This window comes from Asticcacaulis sp. P2_C5, assembly GCF_056404555.1.
On sequence record NZ_JBFUDU010000012.1, the window covers coordinates 13550 to 29245 of the forward strand.

13 protein-coding genes are annotated in these 15696 nt (G+C 60.6%); 10 read left to right on the forward strand and 3 right to left on the reverse strand.

Translation table 11 applies throughout. The annotated features are described in order from the left end of the window. The first annotated feature begins 36 nt into the window (after positions 1 to 36). Together AC1DXO_RS19795 and AC1DXO_RS19800 are read left to right on the forward strand one after the other, a co-directional pair. A complete protein-coding gene (locus tag AC1DXO_RS19795) occupies positions 37 to 237 on the forward strand; it encodes a cold-shock protein (protein WP_476979909.1) in 201 nt (66 codons plus the stop codon). Between the two features lie 245 nt (positions 238 to 482). Beyond that, the gene (locus tag AC1DXO_RS19800) at positions 483 to 2909 is read left to right on the forward strand and encodes a TonB-dependent receptor plug domain-containing protein (RefSeq protein WP_476979910.1); all 2427 of its coding nucleotides are present in this window, start codon (positions 483 to 485) and stop codon (positions 2907 to 2909) included. A gap of 93 nt (positions 2910 to 3002) precedes the next feature. On the opposite strand, the gene AC1DXO_RS19805 is transcribed toward AC1DXO_RS19800, so the two are convergent. Further along, positions 3003 to 3857 (reverse strand): DUF4238 domain-containing protein, encoded by an 855-nt coding sequence (locus tag AC1DXO_RS19805; RefSeq protein ID WP_476979911.1) that lies wholly within the window; start codon positions 3855 to 3857, stop codon positions 3003 to 3005. A 156-nt stretch (positions 3858 to 4013) separates the two neighbouring features. Here AC1DXO_RS19805 and AC1DXO_RS19810 point away from each other — a divergent pair, with 156 nt between their 5' ends. The 8 genes from AC1DXO_RS19810 (at position 4014) to AC1DXO_RS19845 (ending at position 13410) form a co-directional block, all read left to right on the forward strand. Next, complete coding sequence (locus AC1DXO_RS19810) at positions 4014 to 5489, forward strand: replicative DNA helicase (protein ID WP_476979912.1); 1476 nt, start codon at positions 4014 to 4016, stop codon at positions 5487 to 5489. A 109-nt stretch (positions 5490 to 5598) separates the two neighbouring features. Then, a complete protein-coding gene (locus tag AC1DXO_RS19815; protein ID WP_476979913.1) occupies positions 5599 to 6363 on the forward strand; it encodes a hypothetical protein in 765 nt (254 codons plus the stop codon). Between the two features lie 56 nt (positions 6364 to 6419). Beyond that, positions 6420 to 7469: an alanine racemase gene (gene alr / locus AC1DXO_RS19820; RefSeq protein ID WP_476980059.1), complete on the forward strand. Its 1050-nt coding sequence runs from the start codon at positions 6420 to 6422 to the stop codon at positions 7467 to 7469. Between the two features lie 51 nt (positions 7470 to 7520). After that, positions 7521 to 8891 carry a DNA repair protein RadA gene (radA, locus tag AC1DXO_RS19825; protein ID WP_476979914.1) on the forward strand — a complete coding sequence of 457 codons (1371 nt, stop codon included), beginning with the start codon at positions 7521 to 7523 and terminating at the stop codon, positions 8889 to 8891. An 89-nt stretch (positions 8892 to 8980) separates the two neighbouring features. Continuing rightward, complete coding sequence (locus AC1DXO_RS19830) at positions 8981 to 9487, forward strand: CvpA family protein (RefSeq protein ID WP_476979915.1); 507 nt, start codon at positions 8981 to 8983, stop codon at positions 9485 to 9487. 73 nt (positions 9488 to 9560) lie between these two features. Beyond that, positions 9561 to 11072, forward strand: a complete 1512-nt coding sequence (purF, locus tag AC1DXO_RS19835) for an amidophosphoribosyltransferase (protein ID WP_476979916.1) — start codon at positions 9561 to 9563, stop codon at positions 11070 to 11072. A 136-nt stretch (positions 11073 to 11208) separates the two neighbouring features. Then, positions 11209 to 11952 (forward strand): SDR family NAD(P)-dependent oxidoreductase, encoded by a 744-nt coding sequence (locus AC1DXO_RS19840; RefSeq protein ID WP_476979917.1) that lies wholly within the window; start codon positions 11209 to 11211, stop codon positions 11950 to 11952. A 141-nt stretch (positions 11953 to 12093) separates the two neighbouring features. After that, positions 12094 to 13410 (forward strand): aspartate aminotransferase family protein, encoded by a 1317-nt coding sequence (locus tag AC1DXO_RS19845; protein ID WP_476979918.1) that lies wholly within the window; start codon positions 12094 to 12096, stop codon positions 13408 to 13410. Here AC1DXO_RS19845 and AC1DXO_RS19850 read toward each other — a convergent pair. Both AC1DXO_RS19850 and der read right to left on the reverse strand, forming a co-directional pair. Then, complete coding sequence (locus AC1DXO_RS19850) at positions 13405 to 13881, reverse strand: GNAT family N-acetyltransferase (RefSeq protein WP_476979919.1); 477 nt, start codon at positions 13879 to 13881, stop codon at positions 13405 to 13407. The genes AC1DXO_RS19845 and AC1DXO_RS19850 overlap by 6 nt on opposite strands. Positions 13882 to 14039: 158 nt before the next feature. Next, positions 14040 to 15671, reverse strand: a complete 1632-nt coding sequence (der, locus tag AC1DXO_RS19855) for a ribosome biogenesis GTPase Der (RefSeq protein WP_476979920.1) — start codon at positions 15669 to 15671, stop codon at positions 14040 to 14042. Between the last annotated feature and the right edge of the window lie 25 nt (positions 15672 to 15696).

The following is a 15696-nucleotide window of genomic DNA, read 5'->3' on the forward strand; positions in this document are numbered from 1 at the left end:
AATGCACGAACGTGCGACACTAAAGGAGGCCATCCCATGGCACAAGGTACAGTCAAGTGGTTCAATTCCACCAAGGGCTTTGGTTTCATTCAGCCGGACAACGGCGGCGCGGACGTTTTCGTCCACATCAGCGCTGTTGAACGCGCGGGTCTGCGTACCCTGAACGAAAACCAAAAGATCACCTACGAGCTCGCCACTGAAAAGGGCAAGACCTCGGCGGTTAATCTGCAAGCCTAAATTTTTAGACCCTCGGTCTGAAATCAGATCCCGGCAGGTTATCCTGCCGGGATTTTTCGTGTGTGACGCTGCTGACGTAACGGCAAAAAATAGAATTTCTAATCCCTGACGCGAAAAATTGTTGCGGCGCACCCCCCTTCCAGACCGAGGGGGACGCACCCAAATATGGGCGGAACCGGACGATACTGTGAAAACAATTTGGCCGGACCCAAAAAACCACTCAGCACATCTCAAGGATTAGAAATATGTCCAGATCTCACCGTCTGTACGCCACGACAGCCCTCGCCCTGTCCCTGACGCTTGGCGCCAGCCACGTCGCCTTTGCCCAGGACCAGGCTCCCGCCGCCAGTGAGCCCGCCGCCGAGCAAGTCACCGAAGTCGTCGTCACCGGCCAGCGCGGCGCCCGCCGTTCGCGCCTCGACACCCTGGTTCCGGTCGACGTCGTCCGCAGCGAAACCCTTCAGGCCCAGGGCTCGACCGAACTGGCCCAGGGCCTGTCGCGCATCGCCCCCAGCCTGAACTTCCCGCGTCCGTCCGCCGTCGACGGCACCGACAATGTCCGCCCGGCCTCGCTGCGCGGCCTGTCACCCGACCAGACCCTGGTCCTGATCGATGGCAAGCGCCGTCACAGCTCGGCCCTGCTGAACGTCAACGGCTCCGTCGGCCGCGGTTCGTCGGCCGTCGATCTCAATGCCATCCCCGAATCAGCCCTCGACCGCCTCGAAGTCCTGCGTGACGGCGCCTCGGCGCAATACGGTTCCGACGCCATCGCCGGCGTGATCAACCTGCACCTGCGCGAAGCCAATCGTGGCGGCGGCGCCAGCTTCTCCTATGGCGAATACGACACCGATGTCGACGCCGCCAACTCGTCACGCCACGTTTCCGATGGCGGCACGACCAACCTGTCGGCCTGGATCGGCCTGCCGCTGGGTTCCGACGGCTTCCTGACCCTGTCGGGCGAAAGCCGTCGGCGTAACCCGACCTCGCGTGGTGATATCGACGCCCTGGTGTCACCCGCCAAGGTGACCAGTCGTTACGGCGACCCGGCGCAAAACAGCCTGTCGCTGTTCGCCAATGCCGGCAAGCCTATCAACGACATCTGGACCCTGTACGGCAACGCCAGTTACCAGGATCTCGATTCGAAGAGCGCCGCGTTTTTCCGCCACTTCGACAGTTCCGGAAACGTGGCAACCATCTACCCGAACGGCTTCCTGCCGATCATCAACGCCCAGTCCAAGGACTATTCGGCGTCGGCTGGCCTGCGCGGCGAACTTGGCGGCTGGACGAGCGATTTCAGCCTGAGTGCGGGCGGCAACAAGCTCGATTACTACACGCTGAACAGTGTCAATCCGTCTTACGGCGATGCCTCGCAACGCAACTTCTATGACGGCCAGTTGAAGTATGACCAGACCGTATTCAACGCCGACATCAGCAAACCCTTCAACGTCTCCGGTTGGGCCGGCCCGCTGACCGTCGCCCTGGGCTTCGAAGCCCGCCATGAGACCTATGAGATCAAGCAGGGCGAACTGCAGTCCTATAACCTGGGTCCCGTAGCCGGCAAGAGCGCCGGCGCCCAGGGCTTCATCGGCTTCCAGCCCAGCAATGTCATCGACAAGAGCCGTGACAATGCCGGCGTCTATGTCGATGTCGCAGGCGAGGTCACCGACCGCTTCAGCTTCGATGCCGCCCTGCGATACGAGGACTATTCCGACTTCGGCAGCAATGTCTCGGGCAAGCTGGCCGGTCGCTACAAGCTGACCGACAGCCTGGCCCTGCGTGGCTCGGTCGCCACCGGCTTCCGCGCACCGTCCCTGGCGCAGCAGTACTTTACCTCGACCGCCAGCGTCGTCGTCAGCGGCAATGTCGTTGAAACCGGTACCTTCCCGGCAACCGCGCCGGTCTCGGCTACCCTTGGCGCCGAGCCGCTCGATCCCGAAACCTCGACCAGCTACACCCTGGGCGCGGTCTGGCACAAAGGGCCGTTCGAACTGACGGCCGACGCCTTCCAGATCGGCATCGACGACCGCATCGTCCTGTCGGAAAACATCCCGGGTACCTTCTCGCCCCAGGTCGCCGCCCTTCTGGCGCCTTATCACGTGTCGGCCGCGCGCTTCTTTATCAACGGCATCGACAGCACGACAAAGGGCATCGACCTGGTCGGCAGCTATCGCATCCCGACCGACAGCTATGGCCGCTTCAACCTGTCCCTGGCCTATAACCACAGCGAGACCGAGATCGACAAGCTGCCCAGCCTGTCCAACTCGCCGCTCAACCCGCAACCAGTCCTCTTCGCCCGCGTCCGCCAGGTTATCCTGACCAATTCCTCGCCCGAGGACAAGGCAACCTTCGCCGTCGACTGGCAAAAGGCCGGCTGGACGGCCAATGTCCGCGCCACCTATTATGGTGACGTCATCGACCCGGCCGCCGTGGCGACCAACGACATCCATTCCGGTGAAAAGGTCATCACCGACCTGTCGGCCGCCTATCGCTTCGGCACCGGCACCACCCTGGCTGTCGGCGTCGACAACGCCTTCGATGTCTATCCGGACGCCACCCCGGCCAATCTGAACGTGACCAGCGGCAATGGTGTCGGCGCCCTCGCCTTCACCCGCTTCTCGCCCTTCGGCTTCAATGGCCGCTACGTCTACGCCAAGGTCTCCCAGTCTTGGTAAGGGGGCAAGCCCCCTTAACCCGGAATCGCGATAGCGTTGATCAGCTCCCCATCGGTAACGGTGGGGAGCTTTTTTTGCAAAACCAATTAGATCTCATTTCTTAAAATGGTTTCTAATAAATCGTTCTTGACTGCTATCGGTAGAAATCACAAATTTCGAGCAATTTTCAACAATATTTATGTTGTAATATCTCGACAAATTCTTTCCAGGTCCACTTGCGAGGAGATCAAGGACCTCATCATTTTTTGCAGCGATAAACAATTTTTTTGGGTTTAGCGCCAAAATAATGTGCCCCCCATCTACATTTAAGCCGTTTGTTTTGACAGATGGATAATCAGAAGTCATTAAGTCAAATCCATCTTCAATATCTCTTATCGCCCATTTCATATTCATAATGAAGTTACCAATATTTTTACTACTTAGCATCTTTGCGATTAATGCGGTTTTTGTATTTTCAATTTCAGATTCAAGTTCCAGACCATCTAAATTTTTGAACCTATTTAGTTCATCAACCAACTCTGGCGAATGAAGCGGCATCAAATTGGATACAGTATCTATCCATCCACTGGCTACTTTGGATTTAAGACGCATAACTTCATTTGGATGGCGATAGACAGATGAAATTAGAAATTGAACCCACTTGCTCATATCCTCGTGGGAAAAATTTGATTCCCCCTTCAGCAATCGATCCCGAAATTGGCTTGCCGCATTATCGATGGGAGAAAGCAGTTCCATCTCAATCTTTTGAGATTCAACAGAGTCAACTCCAGTAGCTCCGTTTTTATATAAGTCGTACTCGAAACAAATTTCCGACGGAAATTTCCTGCCATTTACAACAGAGCCGTCATATATTTTTCTGAACGCCTGAACCTTGCCATCAATTCCAGTCCACGGCTTCATGTAAAAAACTGGAACATAATGATGCTTGCTCGATGGATTCATTTGCATGACAGCCCCTAGGAATGGAGGTTTCGAGGCATATATGCGAATTGAAACTCCAATTACCATAATTATCCCCGTTATTCACAGGCTGTGAATCGGCATAAGGTGCACAGTTCGTCACGTCCCCTTGCTTCCAGCGTTAACCTTTGTATGACGTCCATCATGGCCGATACCCTGTCTCCCCCCACCTCCGCCGAAGCGCCCGCTTCCCTGCCGCACAATCTGGAGGCCGAACAGGCCCTGCTCGGTTGCCTGCTTTTCGACAACGGCGCGTATGAACGTTTGTATGACGGCCTTATGGCACGCCACTTTTACGAACCGTTCCACCAAAGGTTATTCGCCTCGATCGAAGAGCAGATCCGCATCGGCCATCTCGCTGAGCCGATCGTCCTGGTCGACAAGTTCAAGAGTGATCAGGCCTTCAACGACCTGGGCGGCATTCGCTATTTCGCCGACCTGGTCGACCGTGCGCCGCCCGCCGCCAACGCTTCGGACTATGCCCGCGTCATCTATGACCTGGCCCTGCGCCGCGAACTGATCCGCCTGGGCGGCGAAATCGCCAAGGCGGCGTCCGGCGAAAAGCCGGCCCGCGATCAAATCGAAAACGCCGAAGCCCAACTGTTCGAGCTAGCGGAAAAAGGTACGTCGTCGAGCGGCTTCGTCACCTTCTCGGACGCCGTCAATGGCGCCCTGTCGATGGCCGAAGAAGCCTTCCATCGCGACGGCGGCCTGTCGGGTGTTTCCACAGGCCTGATGGACCTGGATCGGCAGATCGGCGGCCTGCACAAGTCCGACCTGCTTATCCTCGCTGGCCGTCCTTCCATGGGCAAGACCGCCCTGGCCGTCAATATCGCCGTCAACATCGCCAAGGCCTATGCCTACGAGCCCCAGCCCGACGGCGACCGCAAGACAGTGCGCGGCGGCGTCGTCGCCTTCTACTCGCTCGAAATGTCGGCCGATCAGCTGGCCATGCGTATCCTGTCCGATGCCTCGGGCGTCGCCTCCGATCGCCTCCGCAAAGGCGAAATCGACGTCTCGGAATTCCAGCGGCTGAAGGAAGCCGCCATGGATATCAGCGCGGTGCCGCTCTATATCGACGACACAGGCGGCCTGGCCCTGGCCAAGCTTACGGCGCGCGCCCGGCGCCTGAAGCGCACCGTCGGCCTCGACTGCCTCATGGTCGACTACCTGCAGCTGGTTACGACCGGCGACATGTACGCCAACAACCGCGTCCAGGAAGTCTCGGCCATCACCATGGGCCTGAAGTCCCTCGCCAAGGAACTGCAGATCCCCGTCATCGCCCTGTCGCAGTTGTCGCGCCAGGTCGAAAGCCGCGACGACAAGCGGCCCCAACTGTCCGACCTGCGGGAATCGGGCTCGATCGAGCAGGACGCCGATATCGTCATGTTCGTCTATCGCGAGAGCTATTATCTCGGCCGCGCCGAACCCAAGGAAGGCACCGACGAACACCTGAAGTGGCAAGAAGAAATGGACCGTTGCAAGGGCACGGCCGAGGTCATTATCGGCAAGCAGCGTCACGGCCCGATCGGTACGGTCAGGCTGTCGTTCGACGAAAACGTCGTGCGCTTCGGCAATCTCGCCAATCCCGAAAGATACGCCAATTACGATAGGGAATAGCCCCAAATCCAATCGAAAATTAATGCACTTTTGGCGGCATAGTCGACCTTGGATTTAGGTGGGCTGCCCCAAATCCGGGACGCCCCGAATAACCCGGGAGAGTGTGCCGATGACCGATATCTGTACCCGCCGTCTCGCCATGGCGCTGATGCTGTCCCCTTTGCTGGCTCCAGCCGCCCAAGCCAAAAGCTGGTCGCGGCTGCAACCCGCCACCGTGATGATTGTCCCCAGCATCCATCAACGCCACCAGACCAATCCCAACTATAGCTATGACGATCTGTTCCGCATCGTCCGGACCTTCAGGCCCGACAGGGTTGGTGTCGAGATCGCGCCGGAAAGGATGACCTTTGACGCGGCCTATCTCGCCGATCAATATCCTCAGGAAATGGTGGCGCTCAAAAGCGACTACGGCGATCGCGCCTTTGGCTTCGACTGGGCTGGCGATGCGCCGTCCACCCGTACCATCGCTATCGACTGGACGACATCGCAGCCAGGGACGGCGGACGAGGCCGAACTCAATACGCCGGAACGCCGGGCCTATGCCGCGCGCCTGACGCAGATTGCGGCCGAACGTGACCATCTGCTGGCCACTGCGACGCCCTACAGCCTGAGCACCGGACGCTACAATGCCCTGTGCGTCGACTATAACAATACCTTGCGCGCCTATGTCGCCGGAACGCGATACGAAGCAGAGGCCCGGTTTGCGACGGCGCAGGACGCGCACCTGGCCGCCAATATCGCCGCCGCGATCAAGGCACATCCCGGTGAACGGATTGCGGTCGTGACCGGCGCCGAACACTATGGTTCGATCGTCCGCTTTCTCAGGGACTCCATGGCGGACAAGGTCGCGCTGGTCAGCGTGCCGAGACGGTAGAAAAAGGCTTAGAAAGGCCTTTATGACGCCTGTTTGGCATGCTAGCGAAAACTATGATTTCCGCTTCGCCGACCGCCCGCCTCAGTATCGATCTCGCTGCGCTCAGTCACAATTACAAGGCGCTTAAAACCCGCGCCGGAGTTGCCGAAGTCGCGCCGGTGGTCAAGGCCGATGCCTATGGCCTGGGCATGGCTGCGATCGCGCCCTATCTCGCTCACCAAGGTGCGCGCACCTTCTTCGTCGCCCGCCTGCAGGAAGGCGTGGCCCTGCGGCGCCTGCTGGGCGCTGACCCGATCATCTATGTCCTGGACGGCCTGACCGAAACGGCGGCCTTTGCGGCCCATCGCCTGAGACCGGTTATCAATACGCCGGCGCAGTATCACCACTGGATCAGCGGCGCCAACGACCTGGCGGCGGCCGTACATATCGATACGGGCATGAACCGCCTGGGCATACGCCCGGAAGACATGGCGAGCCTGCCCGATGCAGGAAGCCACCATCTGGCCCTGGTGATGAGTCACCTGTCCTGCGGCGATGAACCAGACCATCCGCTCAATCCGCAGCAGTTGGCGGCATTTCGCGAGGCGGCGGCGCGGTTTCCACGAGCGCAAAAGTCCCTGGCCAATACGGCAGGCGCCTGGCTGGGACAGGACTACGGCTTCGACCTGATCCGTCCGGGTATCGGGCTCTATGGCGGCGGACCGTTCGGCGCCGCCCATGCCGATATACGCACCGTGGCCCACCTCAGCGCGCGCGTTCTGCAGGTCCATCATATCAAGGCCGGCGAAACCGTCGGTTACGGGGCGACCTTTACCGCGCCCCGCGACATGAGCCTGGCGACGATCGGCCTTGGCTATGCCGACGGCCTGTTGCGCAGCTTTTCCGGGGGATTTGTCACCGTGAAGGGCGAGCGGCGCCCCCTGACCGGCCGCATTTCGATGGACCTGTGCACCTGCGATGTCAGCGGACTCGAGGTCGCCGCCGACGATTGGGTCGAGGTCCTCGGCAGCTCACAAAACCTCGACGAAGTGGCGGCTCGCGCCGGGACGATCGGCTACGAACTGCTGACCCGCCTGGGGCCCAGGATCGCCCGCCAATATACTTGACAGGCTCACCAAAGCGGAACATATACGGAACATTCAGCATCAGGAATGTTCATGACCAAGCACACTGCCCTCTTTACCTGCCAGTCGTGCGGCGGCGTTCACAGCAAGTGGGCCGGTCAATGCCCCGCTTGCGGTCAGTGGAATACCCTCGTCCAGGAAAGCTTCAGCGCACCGCCGGGCGGCTTGAAGCCTGAAGCCAATAAGATCTCGCGCCTGAACAAGCTGCAGTTCGAAACCCTCGACAGCCAGGACGAGGCGCCAGTGCGCATGGTCACGGGCATTGACGAATTTGACCGCGTGTGCGGCGGCGGGGTGGTGCCGGGGTCGGCCATACTGATTGCCGGCGATCCAGGCGTCGGAAAGTCGACCCTGTTGCTACAGGTCGCAGCCAATGCCGCAACGCGCAATCTTCGTGTTGCCTATATTTCCGGTGAAGAGGCCGTCGAGCAGATTCGCGGCCGTGCCGCGCGAATGGGCCTGGCCAAGGCGCCGGTCGACCTGGCGGCTGAGACATCTCTGCGCGTCATTCTGGACGCTCTTAAGCGCGAAAAGTTCGACCTGGTCATTATCGACTCGATTCAGACCCTGTGGTCCGACGCCATCGAGGCAGCGCAAGGATCGGTGTCGCAGGTCCGTACCTGTGCCGGCGAACTGGTGCGCCTTGCCAAGAAGCACGGCACCTCGGTCATCATGGTCGGCCACGTCACCAAGGAAGGCCAGATCGCCGGACCGCGCGTCGTCGAGCATATGGTCGACGCCGTCCTGTCGTTCGAAGGCGAGCGCGGCTATCCGTTCCGTATCCTGCGCGGCACCAAGAACCGTTTTGGCGCCACCGATGAGATTGGCGTTTTCGAGATGGGCGATGCCGGCCTGCGCGAAGTCCCCAATCCGTCCGCCTTGTTTCTCGGCGACCGCCATGAGCGCGCGTCAGGCTCCGCCGTCTTTGCCGGCATCGAAGGCTCGCGACCGGTCCTGGTCGAGATGCAGGCCCTGGTCGCCCCCTCGGCGCTCGGCACGCCCAGACGCGCGGTCGTCGGTTGGGACAGCGGCCGCCTGGCCATGATCCTGGCAGTCCTGGAGTCACGCTGCGGCGTCGGCTTCGGTCAGAAGGACGTCTATCTCAATGTCGCCGGCGGCCTGCGGATCAGCGAGCCCGCTGCCGACCTGTGCGCCGCCCTGGCCCTGGTCTCGGCTCTGACCGACACACCCCTGCCGCGCGACTGCGTCGTGTTCGGCGAAATCAGCCTGTCGGGCGATGTCCGTTCTGTGTCGCGCAGCGAAGCACGCCTGAAGGAAGCGGCGAAGCTTGGCTTCGGCAGCACCATCACCGCCCAACTGACCGTCGACAATCCGCCTGTTAAAATTCGAGGCTTTGCGGCGCTGAACGACGCCATTGCCGCCCTGTTTCCCGTCGGAGACTGATACCAGGTCGTCTTGATGGTTAAGCTGTGTTGTTAAGATTTGGCCTTGATGGTACAAACGGCGCCGCGCCATACCATATAGGGGACACCATGACGCCGACGCCATATGATCTCATTTTCCTGGCTCTCCTGGCCGTTTCCTGCATCGCGGGTGTGGTGCGTGGCGCCACCAAGGAGGTCGTCAATCTGATCTCCTTCTTCCTGGCGCTGTTTCTGGCCATTGTCAGCAAGGGTTTCATCACCAACACGTTTCACCTCGACACCATTACAGGTTATGTCGCGGCTTTCGTCTTCTTCCTGCTGATCTATTTCGGCGTCCGCTATCTGGGTCATAACCTGTCGCAGCGTATCCAAAAGCAGAAGACCCTCAATACCTTCGACCGGGTCCTGGGTTTTGCCGTCGGATTCTTCCGTACACTGGTGGTTTTGGGCGTATTCCATTTGATTTTTTCGGCCGTCACGCCTATTGACCGGCAGCCGCACTGGTTTCGTGATGCCAAGATTTATCCGCTGAGCGTGCGCTGCGCCAAGGTCCTCCAGGCCTTTGTTCCCGCAGGTACCAGCGTGGCCAACAAAGTGGTCGACGAAAACCCATAGTTTGCCGCTACGGCCTGCGTCGCCAAATGGCTTTGCGGAACCGAAGCGGCTTTGCGTAACCGAAAGAGAAGACATGCTGCTGTCCGCGTCAAACCTGTCCGACCTCACCGATACAGACGCGTTTGCGCGCGACGGAGATGACGACCGGCCCCGGCTGGAATGCGGTGTTTTCGGCGTCTACGGCATGGCCGACGCCAGCGCCGTGACGGTTCTGGGCATGCACGCCCTGCAACACCGCGGTCAGGAAGCCTGCGGCCTGGCCTCATGCGACGGCCGCCGCTTTTATATAGAACGCGCGCACGGCCTGGTCGGTGATGTCTTCACCGGCGCGGACCTGACCCAGAAGCTTCAGGGCCATTCGGCTATCGGCCACACGCGCTATTCGACAGCCGGCGGGTCGTTTATCCGCAATGTCCAGCCGATGTTCGCTGATCTCGACCAGGGCGGCATCGCCATCGCCCACAACGGCAATCTCACCAATTTCATGCATCTTCGCACCAAGCTGGTCTCCGAAGGTTCCATCTTCCAGTCGACCTCCGATTCGGAGGTCATTTTGCATCTGGTCGCCCGTTCGCGCGCCCTGCGCATCATCGACCGCTTCATGGAAACGCTCAAGCACCTGGAAGGCGGCTTCGCCCTGGTCGCTTTGACGCGCAAGATGCTGATTGGCGCCCGCGACCCGTTGGGCATTCGGCCGTTGGTCATCGGCAAGCTGAACCAGGCCTATGTCCTTGCTTCGGAAACCTGCGCCCTGGACATGATCGGCGCCACCTTCGTGCGCGACGTCGAACATGGCGAAGTCGTCCAGATCGACGAGAACGGCCTTAAATCCTACAAGCCATTCGATGCCCGCCCGGCGCGGCCGTGCCTTTTCGAATATGTCTATTTCGCCCGCCCCGATTCGGTGGTCAACGGCAAGTCGATCTATGAGGTGCGCAAGGCCATGGGCCGGCAACTGGCCCTCGAACATCCGGCCGACGCCGATGTCGTCGTCCCGGTGCCCGATTCGGGCGTGCCGGCTTCGCTGGGTTACGCGCAGCAGTCGGGCCTGCCGTTCGAACTGGGCATTATCCGCAACCACTATGTCGGCCGCACCTTCATCCAGCCAACCCAGAACATCCGCGATCTGGGCGTGCGCAAGAAGCACGCCCCAAACCGCGTCGTCCTGGAAGGCAAGAAGGTCATACTGATCGACGATTCTATCGTTCGCGGCACGACCTCGGTCAAGATCGTTCGTATGGTGCGCGAAGCTGGTGCCAAGGAGGTCCACCTGCGATCAGCCAGCCCGCCGATCATGTGGCCCGACTTCTACGGCATCGACATGCCCGATCGCGAAAAGCTGCTGGCCGCCAACCACACCCTGGAAGAAATGCGCCAGATGCTGGAATGCGACAGCCTGGGCTTCCTGTCGGTCGACGGCCTGTACAAGGCCATGGGGCATAACCGCCGCGATCCCGAAATGCCGCAGTTTACCGACCACTATTTCACCGGCGACTACCCGACGCCCCTGACCGATCGGGAACAGGCGCTGGAAGAATCGCAAAGCCCCGGCCAGCAATTGTCACTGCTGGCCAGTTCGAACTAGGGGCTATCGCGCACGGGGCAGGTGTTAGCAAGGCCCCCACCACCACCCTTCGCCAAAGCTTCGCTGCGCTTCGCAATGTCTCGGGCGGTCCCCTCCCCGCTTAAGCGGGGAGGTATAAAAAGATACAGGAGCCATTATGACCGTCCAGGATCAGTCGCAACAAGGCCGCATAGCCCTTGTCACCGGGGCTTCGCGCGGCCTCGGCCGTTCCTGCGCCCTGGGGCTGGCACGTGCCGGCGCCCAGGTCATTGCCTGCGGCCGTTCCAAGGCGTCGCTGGAAGAACTGGACGACGAGGTTTTCAAGTCAACTGGCAACCACGCCACCCTGATCCCGTTTGACATCACCGATGGAGAAGCGATGGACCGGCTGACCGGTGCGCTGCTCGAACGTTTCGGGCGACTGGACACGCTCGTCCACGCCGCCGCCATCGCCGGCACCTTGAGCCCGGTGACACATCACGAACCGAAGGACTTCGACAAGATCGTCGCCGTCAACCTGACTGCTACATGGCGGCTACTGCGTGCCGTCGAGCCTTTGATGCGCCTGTCGCCCATGGGCCGCGCCGTCTTCTTCTCGACCGGCAAGACCGTCACCCATGGCCGCGCCTTCTGGGGGCCTTATGGGGCGACCAAGATGGCCATGGAAACCCTGGTTCGCGCCTGGGCTGATGAGATGGAAATCACCCCCGTGCGCGCCGCCCTGCTGAGCCCGGGGCCAATGCGCACACGCATGCGCGCGGCGGCCTTCCCGGGCGAAGATCCGATGTCGATTCCCCATCCGGACGCCATTGTTCCCCTGGTGCTGGAACTGGTCGACCCAAATCGTACCCCGCCGCAGGAAACGGTTGATTTCCGCGATTGGGCAGCGCAAACCGTTTGATAATTCCAGGCTGCTTCTTTGCAGCCTGGCAAGGGCGACGCCCGCCGCCGCTGATGCGGCGAGCCATGCGGCGCTTGAGCTAAAAAGACCACACAAAGCGCCGCCATAAGGCGCTACACGAATGCCCTTTGCGAGGAATACATGTCTTATCCGAAGACACGTAGCGCCGCCATGCTCGACGAGCTGGGCCGCTATGTCATTGCCGAACCCTATCCTTTTGTCGTCGACCTGTCGCAATCGCGCGGCATGACCCTGGCGACCGTCGATGGCGACCGCATCACCGACTGGTGCGGCCTCTACGGCTCGAAGCTGCTGGGCTACAATCACCCCCGCCTCGAAGCGCCGGACTATGTGCGCAATCTGCTGCTGGCCGCCAATACCAAGATGGCCAATCCGGATTTTCTGACACCGCAATGCCTCGACTATTACCGCCTGCTGCATCGCCTGCGCCCGCTGTGCATGAGGGATGGCCGCGTCGAGGTCTATGCCGTCAATTCCGGCGCCGAGGCGGTCGAGAACATGATGAAATATCTCATCAATCTCCACCACCATAAACAAAGCGCCAAGGGCCGCAGCGACTTTACCCAGCGCTTTATCTCCTTCGATCAGGCCTTCCACGGCCGCACGGTGTTCGCCCTGAACATCACCCGTTTGACCAATGATCCGGTGGCAACAAAGGATTTCCACGGCATCATCAAGGACAATCTGACGGTTGCCTTCCCGGACTACGACACGCGGCGCAGCGAGGCCGAAAATCGCGCCGTGTCCGATGCCTGCCTTGCCGAACTGGAACGCCTGATGGTGGCGCATGACGGTGACATTGCCGGCGTTATCCTGGAACCGTTGCAGGGCGCCGGCGGCCACCGCCTGGCCATGCCCGACTTCTATCGCGGCCTGTCGGAACTGTGCCATCGCTACGACGTCGCCTGGGGTCTCGACGAGGTTCAGACCTCTGGCGGCCAGACCGGCGCCGTTTTCAGCATCGACCTGTTCGATGTCCCTTATCCGCCGCACGCTATTGCGGTGGCCAAGAAGTTCGGCAATGGCGCCGTCTATATGCTGAATTCGATGGAAGATATCGGCGTGCTCGACTCGACCTGGGGCGGTTCGCTGGCCGACATGGTCCGCTTCGTCGAAGAATGGAAGATCGTCGAGGACGAAGGCCTGCTCGAGGCGGTCCCGGCCAAGACGGCCCGACTGGTGGCCGGCGTCGAAGCCCTGGTGGCGCGCTTCCCGGACAAGATCGTCAATGTCCGCGGCTGGGGCCTGTATCAGGGCTTTACGGTATTGGGCGCGGGAAACAAGGGGCGGCTGGTCGACGTGGCGCTGGAAACGGAAAACCTGCTTCTGCTGGGCGCTGGCACCGATTCGATCCGTTTCCGCCCACCAATCGACGTCACCGAGGCCGATATCGACGCCATGCTGGCCATGCTTGGCCGAGTGCTCGAACGGCTATAGCCGGATGACGTAATAGCCGACACGCTTGCCGTTGGCGAGGCTCTGATCGCCAACGGCTTCGAAGCCGAGCCGTTCATGAAAGGCGATCGAGCCAGGATTGGGAGGATCGATATTGATTTCACACGCAACAACCGGAAACCCGGCTGCACGTGCATCGGCAAACAAACGTTCATACAGGGCGCGCCCCAGCCCCTTGCCCTGCGCAGAGGCGGCAATCACCACACGATCGATATAGGCAAAATGGGGCAGGCGTTCGCGGTGCCACACGAAGTTGGGGCTGTCGTAGTCAGCATCTTGGTCGAAAGCGATCAGAAGACCTTCTCTGCCGGCGGCATAGCCGAACCGCGCTTGGCCCAGCATGTGCGTCCAGTCGGCGTACTCGAGATACGACGTTTCCTTGGCGAACATATTGTTGAGCGCCAGCAGATCGTCACTATGTGACGAAGACTTTAGGTCAGTGATGTTATTCATGATCACCTTGCCGAGCCTGTAACCTGGCCGAATAATAAGGGCAATGGATCCACAGATTACACCGATTACACCGATTTTTTAGATGATCGACAGGTCGAGTGTCAGTCAGAACCTCAAAAAATCAGTGTAATCGGCGTAATCTGTGGATCATCTTAAAACTATCTCCGCTTGCCCGCCGGTTTCGAACGTCCACCGGGCCCCGCCGCGCCGGGCTTGGTCGAGGGACCGGCCGGCCTGCTACGGAAGGTCTTGGCCTTGGCGGCCTCGACGCGCGGTTTGGCGACGATTTTGGGCCGCGCCACAGCCGGTGCCGTACCCTTTGCCTTCTGGCGCACCCGGTTGGGGTGGGCCGGCTTGTCGCCCGGTTTCGGCTTGGCCTTGCCACGCGTACGCGGCATGCCCGACGGCTTCCATTCACCCGACGAATCGCCCTCGGCATACGGATTGACCGTGCTATTGGCCTTGACCGTCAGACGGATCGGCACACCCGGCAAATCAAAGGATTCGCGGATCGAATTGATCAGATAGCGGCGATAATGGTCCGGCATGGCATAGGCACGCGCCGCGAACAGGACGAATGTCGGCGGACGGCCCTTGGTCTGGGCCATGTATTTCGGCTTGATGCGCTTGCCATCGACGGCGGGAGGCGGATGCCGCTGCACCGCCAGGGCCAGCCAGTCGTTGAGATCGCGCGTTTTCACCTTGGCCGACCAGTTGCGATAGCATTTCAGCACCGCAGGCATCAGCCGTTCAACACCACGCCCCGTGGCGCCCGACAGAGTGACCAACGGCGTACCGCGCAACTGCGGCAATTGCTTTTCCGCCGTTTCGGCGATCTCGGCCAGGCGCGCCTGGGGCTCGGCCACCAGATCCCACTTCGAGATGGCGTAGATCAGGCCACGCCCTTCGCGCTCGACCAGGTCGGCGATCTGCAGATCCTGTGTCTCGAAGGCATTGGCTTCGTCCATGACCAGGACGACGATCTCGGCAAAAGTAATGGCGCGGATGGTGTCGGCGGTCGACAGTTTTTCCAGCTTTTCCTGGACGCGGGCCTTGCGGCGCAGGCCGGCGGTGTCAACCAGGCGAATGGTCCGGCCTTCATATTCCCAGTCGACGCTGATCGAATCGCGGGTGATCCCGGCCTCAGGCCCGACAAGCAGGCGGTCTTCGCCCAGCATCTTGTTGATCAGTGTCGACTTGCCGGCATTGGGGCGACCGATAATGGCGATGCGGATCGGCTTGGTCTCATCGTCTTCGTCACCGACGGCGGCCTCGGCATCGAAGTCGCCCTCGATCAGCTGGCGGTAGCCTTCGGTCGCTTCGTACAGCTCCGACATGCCCTCACCGTGCTCGGCCGACAGATGCAATGGCTCGCCGAAGCCCAGGACGCGTGCTTCTTCGGCCGTGGCCGCGGCCTGATGGCCCTCGGCCTTGTTGGCAATCAGCAGCACTGGCTTGTCGCGCTTGCGCAATATGCCGGCAAAGATGCGGTCGAGCGGTGTCACACCTTCGCGGGCGTCCACGACGAAGAAGGCGACATCGCATTCGTCGATGGCGAGCTCGGTCTGGATGCGCATGCGCGATTCCAGCGATTCGTCGGTCAGATCTTCGAAGCCGGCAGTGTCGATCAGCAGCAGCGGGATGTCGCCGAGGTTACCGGTCGCGTAGCGGCGGTCGCGCGTCACACCGGGGCGGTCGTCGACAATAGCCAGCTTTTTCCCGGCGAGACGATTAAACAGGGTCGATTTACCGACATTGGGCCGGCCGACTATGGCAATTTTTATAGGCATGGCCGCCTTATACCGGAAAGCGCGC